Below are 17,420 nucleotides of genomic sequence, written 5' to 3' on the forward strand. Positions count from 1 at the left end.
CATGCCGGGAACCTACCGATCAGCAGGACGGACCAGGTGCACGAGGGGACGGCCGTCCGTTCCCGGCTCCACCCGTACCCGGGCGCCGAAATGCCTGGCCAGCAGCGGCTCGGTCAGCACCTGCCCGGGCGGCCCTGAGGCGATCACTCTGCCGCCCGCGAGCAGCAGCAGCGTGTCGGCGTACTGCCCGGCCAGGCTCAGATCGTGCAGCGTCGTCACGACGGTGAGCCCGTCACCCGCACGCAGCCGGTCCACCAGTTCGAGGACCTGCTGCTGGTGTCCCAGGTCGAGGGCGGTGGTCGGCTCGTCCAGCAGCAGCACGGGCGCCTGCTGGGTCAGCGCCCGGGCGAGGACGACGCGCTGCCGTTCGCCGCCGGACAGGTGGGCGAGCGGCCGGGTCGCGAACTCCGACAGGTCGAGGCGCTCCAGCACCGCCCCGGCGATCTCGCGGTCCCGGGCGCTCTCCCGTCCCAGGTAGGCGATGTACGGGGTCCGGCCGAGCAGGGTGTAGTCGAACACGGTCATGTCGGGCGGCAGCGACGGGCTCTGCGGCGCGTACGCGATGAGCCTGGCCCGCTCCCGGGGCTTGAGGTCCCGCACCCGGACGCCGTCGACCACGACCTCACCGGTGTGCGGAAGGAGTCCCATCATGGCCTTGAGCAGGGTGGACTTTCCGGCGCCGTTGGGACCGACGACGGCCAGCCATGTCCCGCCGCCCGCCGAGACGCCGGCGCCGGCGAGGACCTCGCGCCCGTCGAGCGTCACGCCGAGGTCCCTGACCTCCAGCGGGTACGTCCGTGGGCCGCTCACGTGCCCACCCGCCGGGTCAGGCGCAGGACCGCGACGAAGAACGGCGCGCCCACGAAAGCGGTGACGACGCCGATGGGCAGTTCCGCCGGGGCGAGTGCCGTACGCGCGACGAGGTCGGCGAGCACCAGGAAGGCCGCGCCTCCGAGGAAGGAGAAGGGCAGCACGACCCGGTAGGACCAGCCCACGAGTCTGCGCACCACATGAGGGACCACGATCCCGACGAAGGCGATCAGGCCACTGACCGCGACCGCGGACGCGGTGGCCAGGGACGCGGTGAGCAGTACGACGAGCCGGACCCGGCCGGCGCGCAGCCCCAGCCCGGTGGCCTCGTCGTCGCCGACCGACAGCACGTCGAGGAGCCGCCCGTGCAGCAGCAGCGCGATCGTCGACACCGTGGCGTACGGGGCGATCAGCCACACCTGCTCCCAGCCGCCGCCGACGTCGCCCAGGATCCAGGAGTAGATCCGCTGCAGTTCCTCGACCCTGAGCTGCTGCACGAAGGTCTGGATCGCGGTCAGGAACGACGTGACCGCCACGCCCGCGAGCACCAGCGTCGCCGTTCCACCGCCGCGTCCGGCGGTGTTGCCCACGGCGTACGCGAGGAACACGCCGCCGACCGCGCCCGCGAAGGCGGCGACGGGCACGGTGACCGCCCCCGTGTCGCCGCCGGAGAACACGATGACCAGGGTCACGGTGAGCCCGGCTCCGGCGGCGGCGCCGAGCAGGTAGGGATCGGCCAGGGGGTTGCGGAAGACCCCCTGGTAACCGGCGCCCGCGACCGCGAGCAGCCCTCCGACGATCGCCGCGAGCAGCACCCTCGGCAGCCGGAGCTGGAACAGCAGTCCCTGTTCGACCGGTGCGAGTCCCGAATCCACGTCGACGAACGGCATCCGGTCCAGCAGCGCGAGCAGGATCCCCTTCGGGGAGATCCCGGCCGCGCCGGCCAGCAGCCCGAGGAGCATGCTCACGAGCAGGAGGGCCACCGCGACCAGCAGCGTCACCGCCCGCACCCGTCCGGCGCGCGGCAGAGCGGCGCGTGGCTGGACAGCCGGCTGATCGGCGGTCATGGCGTACTCGTCACCCGGCTCGTCCGGCTCAGCTCGCGGCCTTCTGGACGGCCTCGCCGACCGTCTTGGCGAGATCGACGACACGCGGACCCCAGCGGGAGGCGATGTCGTCGTCGAGCTCGATCACGCTGTCGTTCTTGATCGCCGACAGCTCCGACCAGCCGGGACGCTTGGCCAGCGCGTCCTTGTTCTGGCCGCAACACTTGGTGTCCCCGAGGAAGATCAGCGCCGGGTCCGCCTTGGCGACGAACTCCGCCGAGAGCTTGGGATAGCCACCGGCCGCGTCGGGTGCCTCGTCGGCCACGTTGACGAGGCCGAACAGGCCGTAGATCTGGCCGAGGAAGGTGCTGGAGGTCGCCGCGTAGGGCGTGGTGTCCAGCTCGTGATAGTAGGTCAGCTTCTTGTCCTTGGGCGCGGCGGCGGCGAGCTGGTCGAGCTCCCGCTTCATGCCCGTCACGATCTCCGTCGCCTTCTCGGCGTTGCCGGTGGCCGCGCCCAGGTCGGTGATCTCGTCGTACGCCTCGTCGAGCGTGTTGGCGGCGGGCTCCACGAGGACGGGCACGCCCACCTTCGCCAGCCCCGCCACGACGCCGTCGATGTCGTTGGAGAGCACGACCAGATCGGGCTTGGCCGCGGCGATCGCCTCGACGTTGGGCTTGAACCCGGACAACGCGGTCTTCGGCGCGTCCGCCGGATAGTTGGACTGGTCGTCGACGGCCGTGACCTGGCTGCCCGCTCCCAGGGCGTACAGGGTCTCGGTGGCCGTCGGGGAGAGCGACACGATGCGCTCCGGGCGCGTGGCGATGGTCACCGCGCCGTTGCCCGCCTGGACCGTGACGGGGAAGGCGGAAGCCGCGGCGCTCGTGGCGCCGGTGGGAGTGGCCGCGGGGGCGGCGCCGGACGTCTCGTCGGTCTGGCCGCATCCGGCCAGGGCGACGACACCCAGCAACGCGCCCGCGACGACCGTGCGTAGGGGCGACACGAAGTCCTCCAGGGGGATCGCCGGGAATCGGAGAGACCCGTGTCGATTGACGGATCACCCTTTTCCACGAGGGTCGATGGCGTCGGCACGGTGCAGGCGACCTGGCTCATCCCCGGGGAAGGGGGTTCACAGTTGCGGGACAGCGCCGGAATCTCACCGGACTTCGCTACGCCGTGCGTCGGGATGAACGGTATCAACCGGGTCACTGACCCCATAGTCTTGCCCCCGTGGGAGGCATCGGGCGGCGCGTCGTAAGGGCCGCGCGGGCGACCGGCCATCTGGTCCTCAGCCTGCTGCTCGTCCCTCTCTGCGTGCTGGCGCTCCTGCAGTTCCTCCTGGCGCTGCTGCTCAGCGTGACGTTCGTCGGCCTGCTCCTGCTCCCGTACGCCGCCAGGGTGAACCGCGGCGTCGCCGGGCTGGCCAGGCGGCTCGCGTCGAAGGTGCTCGACCGGCCGGTCACCGCCCGATACGGCCCGCGATCCGGCGTGCTGAACCGGGCCCGGCTGACCCTGAACGACCCGGTGACCTGGCGGGACGCCGGGTGGCTGGCCCTCCACATCCCCACCGGCGTCGCGCTGCCCGTTCTGGCGCTCGGCCTGTGGGCCGGTCTCGGGTTCGACCTGTCGCTGCCGATCTGGTGGTGGGCGCCGCTGCCCGAGCACGTCGTCAACCTGGCCGGCGTCAGCATCGACAGCTGGTTCCGCGTGGTCACCGTCGTCCCCGTGCACTTCGCGGCCGTCGCCGCCGTCGCGCTGTTGGGGATCCCCTGGCTGGCCCTCGCCGACGCCCATCTGGCCCGGCTGGTCCTCGCCACCCCCGAGCGCGTACGGCTGGCGGAACGGGTCGCGGAGCTGACCGAGACGCGGGCGGCGGCCCTGGACGCGCACGGCGCCGAGCTGCGGCGCATCGAACGGGACCTGCACGACGGTGCGCAGGCCCGGCTGGTGTCGATCGCGATGCGCCTCGGCATCGCCGAACGGATGATGGCGACCGACCCGGACCAGGCGGCGGAGCTGGTGTCGGAGGCCCGGCAGAGCACCGAGGAGACGATGACCGAGCTGCGCGGCATCATCCGCGGCATGTATCCCCCCATCCTCGCCGACCGGGGGCTGCCCGGCGCGGTGGCCGCCCTCGCCGCGCGCTGCCCCGTACCGGTGACGACCGCGACGGACGGGGTCGGCCGGCTGCCCGCCGCGGTGGAGGCGGCCGCCTACTTCGTCGTCGCCGAGGCGCTGACCAACGTGGCCAAGCACAGCGGCGCGTCCTCCGCGTCCGTACGCCTGTCCGTACGCCAGAACGACGAGGGCGGGTGGCTGACCGTCCTGATCACCGACGACGGCCGTGGCGCGGCGGACGAGACCGGGGGCACGGGTCTCGCGGGGATCAGGCGCAGGGCGGCGGCCTTCGACGGACGCACCGACCTGGCCAGCCCTCCGGGCGGCCCGACGACCCTGACCGTGGAGCTGCCGTGCCGGTGAGAGTGCTGATCGTCGAGGACAACGTGCTGCTGGCCGAGGGGCTGGCGCTGCTGCTCCGCACCGAGGGCCACGAGGTGATCGCGACGGTCGACACCGGCGAGGCGTTCCTGAAGGCCGTCGACCAGCACCGCCCCGACATCGCCGTCGTCGACGTACGGCTGCCGCCCACGTTCAGCGACGAGGGCGTGCGCGCGGCCGTCGAGGTACGGCGCAGGCATCCCGGCCAGCCGATCCTCGTGCTGTCGCAGTACGTCGAGCAGACGTACGCCACGGAGCTGCTCGCGGGCGGCGGAGGTGGCATCGGCTACCTGCTGAAGGACCGGGTCAGCAGGGTGTCGGAGTTCGTCGACGCGCTGCTCCGCGTGGCCGGAGGCGGCACCGCGATGGACCCGGAGGTCATCTCGCAGTTGCTGGTCCGGCACGGCCGGCACCCCGTCGACTCGCTGAGCCCGCGCGAGCGCGAGGTGCTCGCGCTGATGGCCGAGGGACGGTCCAACGGCGACATCGCGGGGCAGCTGACCGTCACCGAACGCTCGGTGCACAAACACGTCGGCAACATCTTCGTCAAGCTCGGGCTGCCGCCGAGCGACGGCGGGCACCGCCGGGTCCTGGCCGTGCTGAGCTACCTGTCGCAGTGATGTGACGTGATGTGACGTGATGTGACGTGATGTGACGTGATGTGACGGGGCCGTCGGGGCCGTCGGGGCCGGGGGTGTAGCTGGCTACACCATCGGGGGTAGGCCAGGCCGAACGATCAGTACGGGGGCCTGCACCGCTGCGCTGAGCTGGGGTTTCTCGGCATTCTGAAGGGGTTGATCCCCAGCGGAGGCGAAACCCCCATGTCACTGACCATGCTTCCCCCATCCCGTGTCGGCGTTCCGGCGACACCTGCCCCTCGGGACAGGTTCGTCGACATCCTGCGCGTGTTCGGTATGGTCCTGGTCGTCGTCCAGCACTGGACCATGCCGGTGCTGGTCTACGCGGACGGACGGCTGACGACCGGGAACGCCCTGGCCGGAGTGCCGCTGATCACCTGGATCAGCCAGGTCATGCCGTTGGTGTTCTTCGCCGGAGGCGCGGCCAACGCGATCAGCTGGCGGTCCGCGGCGCGCAAGGGGCAGGCGCCGGGGCTCTGGCTGGCCAGGCGGCTGCGGCGGCTCGCCTGGCCGGTGCTTCCGCTGGCGTTCGTCTGGCTGCCGCTTCCGTACGTCCTCACGGCCCTCGGCGCGCCCGCCCAGCCGGTCGAGGTGGCGGCCCGCACCGTGGGCCAGCTCCTGTGGTTCCTCGCGGTCTACCTGCTGGCCGTCGTGGCCACGCCGTACCTGACGCGGCTCCCGACCGGGCGGGTGCTGCCGGCCCTGGCGGCCGGCGCGGTGGTGGTGGACGTGGTGCGGTTCTCCGGGCTGGAGCAGGCCGGATATCTGAACGTGCTCTTCGTCTGGCTCGCCGTCCACCAGGTCGGGTTCCTGTACGCCGAAGGCCGCCTGGAGTGGCTGTCCGGACGCCGGGCCCTGGCGCTGGCCGTCGCCGGATTCGGCATGGTGGCCGGCCTGGTGGCTGTCGGGCCGTACCCGGCCAGCATGATCGGCATGCCCGGCGCGGTGTCGAACATGGCTCCGCCGAGTGCCTGCATGCTCGCGCTGTTCGCCGGCCAGCTCGGCCTGGCGATGCTGCTGCGGCCGGCGCTCGACCGGTTCGGCCGGAGGCCGTGGACCGACACGCTGCTCACCGTCCTGGCTCCCCGGATGATGACCCTCTACCTGTGGCACATGACCGCCCTGATCACCGTGGCGGGCATCGCGCTGCTCGGGTTCGGGGTGGAGTCGCCCGAGGTGGGCTCGCTCTCGTGGTGGACGCGGATGCCGCTCTGGCTGGCCGCTCTCGCCGTCGTGCTGCTGGCGCTGGTCGGGCTGTTCGGCCGGATGGAGGAACCCCCCGGTACGGCCTCGGCGCGCATGGTGGTCGTCGGCACCCTGATGGTCGGTGCGGCGCTGACCGCACTGATGATCACCGGGTTCGCCGTCGGGGTCGTCCCGCCGCTGGCCACCTGCGTGCTCATCGCCGGCCTTCTCCTGCTCAGCCGTACGGGAGCGCGTCGGTCCGGCGGGCCGGACCCGCACGGGCGGGGCGTGACCGGACCCGCGCGAGCCGGCCAGGCGTGAGAGGCCGGGAACGGGGCAGCCGGGACCGGGGCGGCCGGGCTATCCGAGCTGCCGCTCCGCCTCGTGGATGATCTCCTGGAGGCGGAGACCGTGGCGGGCGTCCAGCGGATGCCCGCCACCTCGGCGTACGGTCTCCGCGAACTCGGCGGCCATCGTGGTGAAGAGCCCGTCGCCGAGCTCCGTGGCGGGCAGCGAGGCGTTCCCCTTCCGGCCGTACACATCGACACGGGACGGCGGGACCTCTCCCGTCGCGGCCATGGACAGCGACGCCTCGCTCACCGCGCCGCTCTCGTGCTCCAGCAGCAACCCGACCCAGGCCAGCGGATCACCGTGCGCCCGGACGGCGGTGACCGGGCCGAGAGCGGCGTCCAGCAGGTCGATCATGTGCGGCCCGACGTCGAGGAGCGCGCCCCGCTCCAGCCGCCAGGGCGTCGCGAAGGGCCCGCCGTGCAGCGCGCCCGAGATGTTGGCGGCGTAGCCGCCGAACGGCTCGATCGCGCGGGCCCTCTCCAGGAAGGCCCTGGTCACGGGCGAATAACGGAAGGTGAAGACCATCTGGGAGGCGACCCCGGCCGCGCCGATCGCGTCGGCCAGCCGCTTCGCCCCGTCGAGGTCGGCCGCGAGCGGCTTCTCCAGCAGCAGCGCCTTGCCCGCCTTGGCCGCGAGAACCCCCAGCTCCGCCTGTACGGCGGGCGGCACCGAGAAGGCCACGGCCGAGCAGACGTCGAACAGCTCCTCCAGCCGTTCGAAGGCGGGGACGCCGTGCTTGGCCGCCAGTTCGGCCGCCGCCTCGGGCCGCCGCGCCCAGACGCCGGCGAGCCGTGTGTGCGGTCCGGCGGCGAGAGCGGGGGCGTGCACCATGTCGGCCCAGGGGCCCGCTCCGACCAGTCCCACCGGTACAGCGTCCATCGGCGATCCCTTCCGTCAGCTCCGTCAGCGCCTGGGGAACTCTGGCGGGTTTTCGGTGGCGTCGCGACGAGAGTAGTCCGCGATCATCGGGTTGGCCAGGCGTCCGGGTGGCGGCCGTGACCCCCGTGGAGCGGGCGCGGGACCGGCGGCGGACGGGCGGCGGTGGACCGGCATGATGCCTGGTATGGAAGTCATTCTGCTGCGGCACGGCGAGACGGAGTGGAGCAGGGACGGACGGCACACGGGCCTGACGGATCTGCCGCTCACGAAACGCGGCGAGGAGCAGGCACGGGCGCTCGCCCGCGTGGTGCGGGGGCGGACGTTCGCCCTCGCCCTGTCCGGCCCCGCGCAGCGGGCCCGGGTGACCGCGCGGCTCGCCGGGCTCCCCGCCCCCGAGACCGATCCCAATCTGTGGGAGTGGGACTACGGCGGTTACGAGGGGATCACCACCGAGGAGATCAGGAAGACCCGTCCCGGGTGGTACGCCTGGCGCGACGGGGTCATCCCCGGCGACGCCGCACATCCCGGAGAGAGCATCGAGCATGTGGGCGACCGGGCGGACAAGGTCATCGCGCGGATCCGGCCGATCGACGGCGACGTGGTGCTGGTGTCGCACGGCCACTTCCTGCGCGTGCTCGCCGCCCGGTGGCTGGGCCTGCCCGCCGACAACGGGCGGTTCTTCCGCCTGGACACCGGGACGTACTCCGCGCTGGGATTCGAGCATGGCGAGCCCGTCATCCTGCGGTGGAACGCTCCGGTCTGAGGCTCGGTTTCCGGGCTCGGTTTCCGGGCTCGCTTATTGGGCTCGGTTTCCGGGCCGGCACGACGATTCCCGCCGGTGCGAAGAGCGATGCGGAGCACGCTTTCGACGCGTCGCCGTTGACGCGTCTCCAAGGCGTACTCCGGTGCGTCCGGCGCGCTCGGTGCGCCCGGACGTGTACGTGCTCAGCCGGCGGCGACCGGCTGCGGCTGGGGCCCACGGCCGGTCAGCCACTCGAGGACCTTGCGGTGTCCCCTTCGCGCGTCCTCGAAGTGGCCCCAGTGCCAGTACCTGGGCTGATCCATGACCCCGGTGACCCACGTCCGGTAGGCGACGGACCTGGGCCCGCCGTCGGCGGACTCCCCCGCCGACGCGACGCCGTACGTGCGGATCACCACCCGTCCTCCTGGTGCGAAGAGCACGTCGTCGGCCACGGGATAGAGAGTCATCTGGTCCAGCATGCCGAGCCCCCTGATCGTCACCATCGTGTGGGACCCAATCTGCCGGACGCGTGTTACACGACTCCACACGAGCCGGTTAAGGCTGCGCGTGTCGTGTAAAAACGGCGTTACACCAGAAGGCCGTCGAATTCCCCGTCTTTGACGCCGAGCACCAGCGCCCGGATCTCGTCCCGCGTGTAGATCAGCGCCGGCCCCTCGGGGAATCGCGAGTTCCGCACGGCCACGCCGCCGTCGGGAAGCTCGGCGAGCTCCACGCAGTTGCCGGTCGAGTTGCTCCGGACGCTCTTCCGCCAGGTGACCCCGGTCAGGTCATTTGCGGGCATTCCGTTATATGTCTGCATTTACATCTCTCTGAGAAGATCGCCGATGATCTCGGCGGTACCCCCTGGCGTGGTGCTCTCCACGCACAACTGCTCCATGGCCGTGAGGTACGGGTCGATGTCCTCACGCTTGTCCAGGTACAGGGCACCCCACAACTGCTCGACGTAGACCACGTCCGAAAGATCGGACTCCGGGAAACGCAGGATCGTGAACGCCCCTCCCTCGGCCGCGTGCATGCCGAAGCGGAACGGCATCACCTGCACGGTGATGTTGGGCAGCATGGCCACCTCCAGCAGGTGCTGGAGCTGCTCCCGCATGATCCCGTCACCACCGATGGGACGCTTGAGCGCGGCTTCGTCGATGACCGCCCAGAGCCTCGGCCCGTCCTTCTGCCGCAGGCGCTCCTGGCGCTGCATGCGCAGATGTACACGGTGCTCGATCACCTCGTCCGGATCGTCCGGATAACCGAGCCGGATCACCGCGCGGGCGTACGCCGCCGTCTGGAGCAGGCCGGGCACGAACTGCACCTCGTAGGTGCGGATCACGCTCGCCGCCTCCTCAAGCCCGATGTAGGTGACGAACCAGCCCGGCAACACGTCGCCGTACTTGTGCCACCAGCCGGGCGTGTTGGCCTCGCGGACCATTTCCAGCAGGCCGCGCCGTTCGGCGTCGTCGTGCACGCCGTACAGCGTGAGCAGGTCCTCGACATCACGTGTCTTGAATCCGACCCGGCCGAGTTCCATCCGGCTGATCTTGGACTCCGAGGCGCGGATATGGAATCCCGCCACCTCCCGGGTAAGTCCCCGGTCCTCGCGCAGCTTGCGAAGGCTCGCACCCAGCATGATTCGCCGAACGGTGGAGCCGGATCCAGGCGGATCTATCGACACGTGCTATTCCTCCGGTATGTGGACTGGTTCACAGTCTGTCAAAGATCGCCCCCTTCGTCCCAGAGGTGTATTGGGGGTAACCGTAGCGCGTGCATCCTTCAAATGCACGTGCATCCGCTCTTGCACATGCACGGGAGCTTGCACCATCATGATCTCGTGCAGTCCGCGAACCTGACTCGTGGCCAAACCCAGTGGTCGGCGCTCGATTGGTGGCCTCCTCTCGGCTGGTGGCCGGAGCCCGCCCGCGATCTCCTCGCCCCTGGATCCACCGCCGCAAGCGCCACCTTCGTTCTGCTCCCCCGAGCGGAATCGGTCCATTCGGCCCGCAGCTTCGCCACGGGCACGCTGGCCGGCTGGGGCATGGGCGACCTGGCCGAAGGCATGGAGCTCATCGTCTCCGAGCTCGCCACCAACGCCCTGAGACACGGCCTCATGCTCAGCACCATGCCGAGCCGCCGCGAACGCGAAGTCGTACGGCTGTCGCTGATCCGCCGGGGGCCACTGGTCACCTGCGCGATCACCGACCCCGGCTCCGCCGTTCCGGTGCTCCGCGACCCGTCGCCGTTCGAGCCCGGCGGGCTGGGACTGCACATCGTCGAGTCCATGAGCGTGTGCTGGGGCTGGTCACCTCTCGCCCCCCAGGGCAAAGCCGTCTGGGCGGTCCTGTCCGCCTGATCCCGGCGGGCAGGCTCCAGGCAGCCTGCCTGGCTCTCATGGGTCCTGCCGCGTCGATGCGTGCCGGCCGAGGCATCGAGGCCCGGGCTGACGTGTCCGGGCCGGTCCGTCCGGGCTGATCCGCCCGGGCTGATCTGTTCGGGCTGATCTGTTCGGGCTGACGAAGTGGCGTTCTCGGTAAGGCCGGCGATCATGTCTCGCGACCACCCAAGGGCGCCGCACCGTCCCCGGTGCGAATGAACGCAGGCTCATATTTCTGCCGCGCGGCCCCCTTGGGCACGTGATCTGGATTACGGTGGCCTCCCGAGACTCCCAAGAGATCTGTGATGGACGATCACCTGACCGGCTGGCTGGCCACTCTCGACGAGGAAAGACTCACGCGCGTTCTGGGCAACCGCCCCGACGCCCTCGCGCCGCCGTGGCCACGCAGGCTCGATGCGCTCGCCGAGCGGCTTTCCGGCGACTTCGCCGTGATGGAGGTCATGCGCACGCTGCCCCTCCCGGCTCTGGAGATCGTGCAGGCGTGCCTCGCGCTCGGCGGCCGTCCCGGCGAGGACGAACTCGCCCGGTTTCTCGGCGTCAGCGTCTCCGAGACGATCCCCTGGCTGGATCGGCTGTACGACCACGCGCTCGCCTGGCCGGCACCGGACGGCAGGATCGGCCTGGCAGGGGCTCTCGCGCGATGGTGGACGGCTCCCTGCGGCCTCGGCGAGCCGCTGTCGGCGTACCTCGAATCGTGGACGCTGAACACCGAGGGCCTGCGACGGATGTGCCGCAATCTGGGCATCTCCGCCCAGGGCACGAAACGCCAGTTGATGGCCCGGGTGTCGGCGACTCTCGGTGACAGCGAACTGCTCTCCTCCCTGGTCGCCGACGCGCCGGAGGGCACGATCGGCATGCTCGACGACTTCGCCTGGGACGGGCCGATCCGCAGCGTGAACGGGGACCTGTTCATCACACCGGGTACGCCCGAGAAATGGGCCCTCGACCGCGGCCTGCTCTTCCGTACCCAGTGGGGCGTGGCGGGGATGCCCCGCGAGGTCGCGCTGGCTCTGCGCGGCCCCGACTATCACGCGCCGTTCACGCCCTACCCTCCCGATCTCGCCACCGTGCCGGTCGACGTGGCCGCCGTCGAACACGAGATGTGCCTGGCCGCGCCGCATCTGCTCGACCGCGCCACCGCACTGCTGGAGAACATCGACAAGTCGCCGCTCCCTCTGCTGAAAGGCGGCGGCGTCGGCGTGCGCGAGGTGAAGCGCGTCGCCAAGGAGACCGGCTGCACCGAGGAGGAGGTCCGCCTCCTGATCGAGATGTCCGCGGTCTCCCGGCTGATCATGTTGGACGAGGACATGGGCGGGCTCGTCCCCACGGACCGGTTCGACACCTGGCGGCTGTCGGAGGGCCCGAGCCGGCTGCGCGTCCTGCTGGCCGCGTGGTGGCGGATGGAGCGGTCGTCGCTTCGCCGCGTCCAGGACCGGTACGCGACCGTGCTCGGCGACGACCCTGAGGGCGAGACCATCGCCCGGACCCGCCGGGCCGTACTCGGCGCTCTCTCGGAGATCCCCGAAGGCCGGGGGTTCGCGACCTTCCCCGAGCTCGTGCAGTCCGTCCACTGGCAGGCGCCGCTGCTCGACAGGGAACTGCTCGCCGAATGTGCCCCGGCCGTCCTGGAGGAGGCGCGGTTGCTCGGCCTGTTCTCAAACGGCGCCCCGACATCTCTGGGGCGGGCGCTGGCCGCACTCGGCTCGGTGGCGGGCGCCGAGAACGACGGCACCGCGCCCGAGGTCGAGCACGATCCCGCGCTGGCGGAGCGCTCGGCCAAGGCACTGGCGAGCGCCCAGCGTACGGCGCTCTTCGGGGCGGACCTGACCGCCGTGGTCACCGGCCCGCCCTCAGCCGAGCTGGCATCCCTGCTCGACCGCGCCGCCGACCGCGAGTCCCGGGGCGCGGCGTCGGTCTGGCGGTTCGGCCCGGCCAGCGTACGGCGTGCCCTGGACGGCGGGGAGGCCGCCGACACGTTGCTCGACCAGCTCGCCGAGGTGGGTGCTCTCCCCCAGCCTCTCGTGTACCTGGTCCGTGACGTGGCGCGCAGGCACGGCGAGGTGACGGTGGCCTCGGTGGGTTGTGTCATCCTCGGTTCGGATCCCGCGTTGCTGACCGAGATCTCCGCCCATCGGAAACTCGCCAGGCTCGGACTCCGTTCGCTGGCTCCGACCGTTCTGGCGAGCCAGGCACCCGCCGACCGGACACTCGCCGCCCTGCGCGACGTCGGGTACGCCCCGGTTCCCGACGGGGCCGGCGGCATCACCATCCGTCGCGGCCTCCACGGAAGGCGGCCGGTCCAGGCCGACACGGCATCACGGATCGGCGCGGAACTCAGCCCGGACATGGGGCATGGCGCGGGTCCTGCGCAGGACCGGGATCGGGAGCGGGACCCGGCCGGGGGTCATGGCCTGGGACGTGACCAGGACCCGAACGGCGAGCATGGCGCAGAAGGCGAGCGTGCCGCGGATCGGGAGCTTTCCTCGGAACGAGAGCCTGATACGGAGCGGCGGCGGAACCCGGCACAACAGCACAGCCCGACACAACACGGCCCGAGAGCGGAACGGGAGGCGGAACGAAAGCAGGGCCCGGAACGAGAGCAGGACCCGGAGCCTCTCGCTGGCCGGTTGATTCTGCTGCCCGGCGGACGGACGACCGAGCCCGCGCCTTCTCCCCCACCGCCTCACACGCCGGAGGGGCTGCCCGGCCCGATGACGGGGCAGTTCCCGCATCAGCTTCCTGACCCGCTGTCAGGCCCCCTTCCGGATCCGCCTCCGGACCCCCGCGAGCACGCAAGGCGGCTGATCGTCGCCGGTCGGCCCGTACAACCGGGCGACGCCGGTCGCCCGGATAATTCCGGTCAACCCCGGCAGCCCCGTCAGCCGGGCGACAGGTCCGACCGGGCGCCGGGCCGTACCTGGGCGGTGATCGGACGCCTGGCGACTCGGCTGCCGACCGCGCAGCAGACCTTGCTCGGGTTCGTCGTCGACCGCGGCGTACGTGCCCTGATCACACTGTCTGACGGCGTGACCGCGACGATCAGCCACGGTGAGCTGCGCGGCGGCGGCATCCTGGACGCCTGGTGCGAGGAGGCAGGGGACTACCTCGACTTCCCGCTGAGCGAGATCACATCGGTCGTCACCGCCCACTAGCGCAGAAGCCGTTGGTCGCCCCCGGACAGAACGACCGCCGGTTCACGGGGTCAGTGTGAGAGTGTCCACCGCCTCCCGGCGTACGCCCTGCTCGGAGAAGGGCCAGGCGGTCGTGCCACCGTCGGCCCACAATTCGGACTGGTCGTTGTAGTTGGCATGAAAGGCGTGGCCCGAGGCCCCGGTCAGGTTGACCCAGCGCGAGCGATCGAAGTCCGCGAGGTCGATGACCATCCGCATCGAGGGCACCCAGTCGACCTCGTACCCCTTGTCACTGTCCCAGCCCGTGGCGTCGACCGCGTCCTTGCTGCCACCGAGATGGAGCGGGCCGCGGTTGAAGAGCCACTCGATCGGGGGGATGCCCGAGGTGCCGAACGTCTCGTTGGTCAACTCCAGGGTGTGCAGGTCGCCCCAGCGCCAGTCCTCCGGACTGTCGCCGAGCTTCTCCCGCAGGTCGGCACCGGCATCCTTGATCGCCGCCGCCAGCATGTCGTCGCGGTTCTCCGTCGTGTCCTCGGTACGGACGTCGTCCCACCACGGGGAGTCCGGGTCGTCGAGCAACGTCCTGACGACCTCGAACCATCTGTCGCCACCGCCGGGTCTCCCACTTTCGGGAATGTCGTCATCGAACGTCCGCTTGAGCAGGTGCCGCCACACCGCGTTGAAGTAGGCGGCCTCGGACGAGTCCCGGGTCTGGGCGAAATCCCACCCCTTGAGCATCGCGGTGTCGCCTCCACCCACTCGCAACAGGTGCGGGACGAGCGCCTCGGCCAGGCCGTTCCGGGAGTCCATCTGGATGTCCCGCATGGTGTCGACCGTGATCTTGCCCGCGTCGATGGCCTGCGTGATCCGGTCGACGATGCGCTGCGAGCGGTATCCGTACGACCAGTCGGACGTGAGGGGCGGGCCGTAGTCAGGCCGGACCGCGGCGTTGTTGGCGGTGACGATGAACCCCTCGGGCGGGTTGTACGCGTGGGGAAGCTGCTCGAACGGGATGTATCCGGTCCACTCCTGCTCCCCTGACCATCCGGCGGCGGGCCACTGGCCGTCGCCGTCGGACCGGATCGGGATCTTGCCCGGCGCCTGGTAGCCGATATTGCCCTCCAGGTCGGCGTAGATCAGGTTCTGGGCGGGAGCCTCGAACTTCGACGCCGCCTCGCGGAACTGCTCCCAGTTCTCCGCCCGGTTCATCAGGAAGATCGCGTCACCCGTCCTGCCGGGGTCGAGCGCGGTCCAGCGCAACGCCACGGCCATGCCCTTGTCGATCTTGCCGAGCTTGGCGGCCGCGCCCGGCAACGCCTCGCCGGCGTCTCCTAGGACCTCCGAGATGATCGGCCCGTGAGCGGTAGAGCGCACGGGGAGTTCGACCGTCTTTCCACCCGCTACCTTGATCTGCTCGACCCGTGTCTGGAGCGGCACCCACGACCCCTTGACCTCGTAGGTGTCGTTCTGCACCCGCTCCACGTACAGGTCGGTGACATCGGGTCCGAGGTTGGTGAACCCCCATGCAATCTTGTGGTTGTGCCCGATCACCACACCGGGCACGCCGGAGAAGGTGTATCCGCTGACGTCATAGGGGCAGGCCGGCCCGCGCGAGCGGCAGTGCAGCCCGGCCTGGTACCAGATCGAAGGCATCCTCGGCCCGAGGTGAGGGTCGTTGGCCAGCAGGGGCTTGCCACTCTCGGTGTGCTTCCCGCTCACCACCCACGAGTTCGAGCCGATGCCCGCCTGGTCGCCGCCGGCCGTGCCGAGCAGGGTGGGAACGGTGTCGAGCACCTTCGCAACGCGGGCGAGCGCCTCGGTCGCGGGCGCGTCCACGCGTGCATCGCCGAGTGCCCCATCGGATTGAGCCGAAGAGTCATACGTGCGCTCGGCATCGGACACGGCAGCGGAGGCGACGGCGGGCGAACCCGCGGACACGGCGGTCGGCCCCGCGCTCGCCCCGACCGCGGTACCGGCAGCGCCGTCCGCAGTGGTGCCGGCCCTCTCCTCGGTGCGGAACTCACCGTCCCGCACAGATCCCCTGGTCACGATCGGCTGGTGACGGTCGAACGGGTAGCCGGGGAAGAGTTCCTTCACCCGATCCAGCGGTAGCACCGACGCGTCGATGGCGCGTTCTAGCTCCGCGGTCATGTTGGACCGCAGGTCCCAGGCGAGGGCCTTCAGCCAGGAGAGAGAGTCTGCGGGCGTCCACGGTTCCGGTTCGTACGAGCCGTTGGTCAGTGCGAGCACGCCGTATTCGAGACTGCGCGCGGCGAAGCCCTGGTGCTGGTCCAGCCACGCGTTCACGCCGGAGGCGTAGTCCTCGAGCGCCTTCCGTGCCTCGGGATCGAGCAGCCCGAACTCCTTCTCGGCGGTACGACGCCAGCCGAGCGTGCGTACGACCTTGTCGATGTCAAGGGTCGAGCTCCCGAACAGCTCGGACAGGCGGCCCGCCGTGGTCTTTCGACGGAAGTCCATCTCCCAGAAGCGGTCCTGGGCGTGGACATAGCCCTGAGCCTTGAACAGATCGGCGGGGGTGTCGGCGTAGATCTGCGGAACGCCGTACTGATCGCGGAGGACGCTGACGTTCGCCGACAGACCAGGCAGCCTGATCTCGCCGTCCACCTGCGGGAAGGACCTCCGGACCGCCCACGTGACCACCCCCGCGAGTATGAGCGCGAGGACCAGCAGAACGGTCAAGAAGCGGAACAGCCATCGGATCGGCCAAGAGAAGCGAGCATACGGGGCGAGCCTGACCATCAACCGACCTTTCCTCCAGAATGCGCATCACAGTATGAAGGCCTAGCGCGTAAGATCAATCCCCACCTTTCTCTCAAACCGTCCAGGTGTCCGAACTACCAGGGTGGGTCCGTCCTCGCAGCCGCATTCTGTAGGCAGACCTCGAAGACACCATCGAAGGCGACATCACATCGAAACGGCCTCGGAGGCGAGCCTGCGCGCGATCCCGGGATGGATCACGAAGAGGGGTACGAAGGCGGAGTTAGGAAGGCGGGGTTAGGAAGCGGGGCAGGCAGACAACAGCCGCGCCCAACCCCGCCTCATCCAGCCCCGCCCAACCCCGCCTCACCGAGCCCTGCGGGGACCAGACGACACCCGCGCTCACTCGTCTAGTTCGAACGGGATGTGCATGTGCGGCGAGGGCCGGTGTAGGTGAAGGCCCATCGTTTGCCGCCCGCCCGGCGGAGTTGGTAGCGGTCGGGATTTCGGTAGCGGTCGCGGTTGTGGAATTGGCAGGTGGGTCCGAGTTTGTCCAGGTCGGTGGCGCCGCCGTCGCTCCAGTTGTCGATGTGGTCGATCTGGCACAGGTGAGCGGGCAGGTGGCAGCCGTCGACCATGCAGGTGGCGTACCGGGTCAGGATGGCCCTGCGTTGTGAGGCCGTTGCGCGCCGGACTTTGCGGCCCATGTCGAGGACCTCGCCGTCGGCGTTCATGACCAGGCGGGTGAGGGTGGAGGTGTTGGCTAGGCGATGGACATCGGAGACGGGCAGGAACTGCCCGGTGGCCAGCAGCAGTCCGGGCATTCTCCGGCCTGAGATCAACCCGTCAGGTGTCACCCAGTCAGCGGCCCAGCCGCTCCACGCCGGACCCGGCTGCCCCCAGCCCGTCCCCGGCGCATCACAGTCCGCGCCACCCTCGCCCCGGGCGACACCCGGCTTCCCTCGACCCGCCCCCGGCGCGCCGCAACCCACGCCACCCTCGCCCTGGGCGACACCC

The 17,420-nt window shown here is 70.6% G+C and carries 15 protein-coding genes and 1 riboswitch; of the genes, 6 read left to right on the forward strand and 9 right to left on the reverse strand.

What is annotated here, in order from left to right; all coding sequences use genetic code 11:
• Nucleotides 1-12 precede the first annotated feature (12 nt).
• The 3 genes from IMZ11_RS25360 to IMZ11_RS25370 all read right to left on the reverse strand — a co-directional run bounded on the left by IMZ11_RS25360 (nt 13) and on the right by IMZ11_RS25370 (nt 2,859).
• Nucleotides 13-810 (reverse strand): ABC transporter ATP-binding protein, encoded by a 798-nt coding sequence (locus tag IMZ11_RS25360; protein WP_228644847.1) that lies wholly within the window; start codon nt 808-810, stop codon nt 13-15.
• Nucleotides 807-1,772: an iron ABC transporter permease gene (locus tag IMZ11_RS25365; protein WP_228644860.1), complete on the reverse strand. Its 966-nt coding sequence runs from the start codon at nt 1,770-1,772 to the stop codon at nt 807-809. The genes IMZ11_RS25360 and IMZ11_RS25365 overlap by 4 nt, the downstream gene beginning before the upstream one ends.
• Before the next feature lie 133 nt (nt 1,773-1,905).
• A complete protein-coding gene (locus tag IMZ11_RS25370) occupies nt 1,906-2,859 on the reverse strand; it encodes an ABC transporter substrate-binding protein (protein WP_228644848.1) in 954 nt (317 codons plus the stop codon).
• 100 nt (nt 2,860-2,959) lie between these two features.
• Nucleotides 2,960-3,021: riboswitch (cobalamin riboswitch) on the reverse strand.
• Between the two features lie 65 nt (nt 3,022-3,086).
• Between IMZ11_RS25370 and IMZ11_RS25375 the strand changes: the two genes are divergently transcribed.
• The 3 genes from IMZ11_RS25375 to IMZ11_RS25385 all read left to right on the forward strand — a co-directional run bounded on the left by IMZ11_RS25375 (nt 3,087) and on the right by IMZ11_RS25385 (nt 6,499).
• The gene (locus IMZ11_RS25375; protein WP_228644849.1) at nt 3,087-4,337 is read left to right on the forward strand and encodes a sensor histidine kinase; all 1,251 of its coding nucleotides are present in this window, start codon (nt 3,087-3,089) and stop codon (nt 4,335-4,337) included.
• Nucleotides 4,334-4,975, forward strand: coding sequence for a response regulator transcription factor (locus tag IMZ11_RS25380; RefSeq protein WP_228644861.1), 642 nt, complete (start codon nt 4,334-4,336; stop codon nt 4,973-4,975). The genes IMZ11_RS25375 and IMZ11_RS25380 overlap by 4 nt, the downstream gene beginning before the upstream one ends.
• Before the next feature lie 201 nt (nt 4,976-5,176).
• The gene (locus IMZ11_RS25385) at nt 5,177-6,499 is read left to right on the forward strand and encodes an acyltransferase (protein ID WP_228644850.1); all 1,323 of its coding nucleotides are present in this window, start codon (nt 5,177-5,179) and stop codon (nt 6,497-6,499) included.
• A gap of 39 nt (nt 6,500-6,538) precedes the next feature.
• Here the strand turns inward: IMZ11_RS25385 and IMZ11_RS25390 are convergent, their stop codons facing one another.
• Nucleotides 6,539-7,408, reverse strand: coding sequence for a Gfo/Idh/MocA family protein (locus IMZ11_RS25390; protein ID WP_228644851.1), 870 nt, complete (start codon nt 7,406-7,408; stop codon nt 6,539-6,541).
• Nucleotides 7,409-7,592: 184 nt separating this feature from the next.
• On the opposite strand from IMZ11_RS25390, the gene IMZ11_RS25395 reads away from it, so the two are divergent.
• A complete protein-coding gene (locus IMZ11_RS25395) occupies nt 7,593-8,171 on the forward strand; it encodes a histidine phosphatase family protein (protein ID WP_228644852.1) in 579 nt (192 codons plus the stop codon).
• Between the two features lie 182 nt (nt 8,172-8,353).
• Here IMZ11_RS25395 and IMZ11_RS25400 read toward each other — a convergent pair whose 3' ends face one another.
• From IMZ11_RS25400 to IMZ11_RS25410, 3 genes are all read right to left on the reverse strand, one after another.
• A complete protein-coding gene (locus tag IMZ11_RS25400) occupies nt 8,354-8,653 on the reverse strand; it encodes a hypothetical protein (protein WP_228644853.1) in 300 nt (99 codons plus the stop codon).
• An 83-nt stretch (nt 8,654-8,736) separates the two neighbouring features.
• On the reverse strand, nt 8,737-8,970 hold the full coding sequence (locus tag IMZ11_RS25405; RefSeq protein WP_061256322.1) for a DUF397 domain-containing protein: 234 nt from the start codon (nt 8,968-8,970) through the stop codon (nt 8,737-8,739).
• On the reverse strand, nt 8,971-9,792 hold the full coding sequence (locus IMZ11_RS25410) for a helix-turn-helix transcriptional regulator (protein WP_228644854.1): 822 nt from the start codon (nt 9,790-9,792) through the stop codon (nt 8,971-8,973).
• A gap of 201 nt (nt 9,793-9,993) precedes the next feature.
• Between IMZ11_RS25410 and IMZ11_RS25415 the strand changes: the two genes are divergently transcribed.
• Complete coding sequence (locus tag IMZ11_RS25415; RefSeq protein ID WP_061256786.1) at nt 9,994-10,512, forward strand: ATP-binding protein; 519 nt, start codon at nt 9,994-9,996, stop codon at nt 10,510-10,512.
• Between the two features lie 326 nt (nt 10,513-10,838).
• Nucleotides 10,839-13,706, forward strand: a complete 2,868-nt coding sequence (locus IMZ11_RS25420) for a helicase-associated domain-containing protein (RefSeq protein ID WP_228644855.1) — start codon at nt 10,839-10,841, stop codon at nt 13,704-13,706.
• Nucleotides 13,707-13,748: 42 nt separating this feature from the next.
• On the opposite strand, the gene IMZ11_RS25425 is transcribed toward IMZ11_RS25420, so the two are convergent.
• Complete coding sequence (locus IMZ11_RS25425; protein ID WP_228644856.1) at nt 13,749-16,445, reverse strand: penicillin acylase family protein; 2,697 nt, start codon at nt 16,443-16,445, stop codon at nt 13,749-13,751.
• Nucleotides 16,446-16,813: 368 nt separating this feature from the next.
• A partial coding sequence (locus IMZ11_RS25430) for an HNH endonuclease signature motif containing protein (RefSeq protein WP_228644857.1) occupies nt 16,814-17,420 on the reverse strand: 607 nt, incomplete at its 5' end.

The sequence above is a fragment of the Microtetraspora sp. AC03309 genome (assembly GCF_020826795.1).
GTDB classification, from domain to species: Bacteria; Actinomycetota; Actinomycetes; order Streptosporangiales; family Streptosporangiaceae; genus Microtetraspora; species Microtetraspora glauca.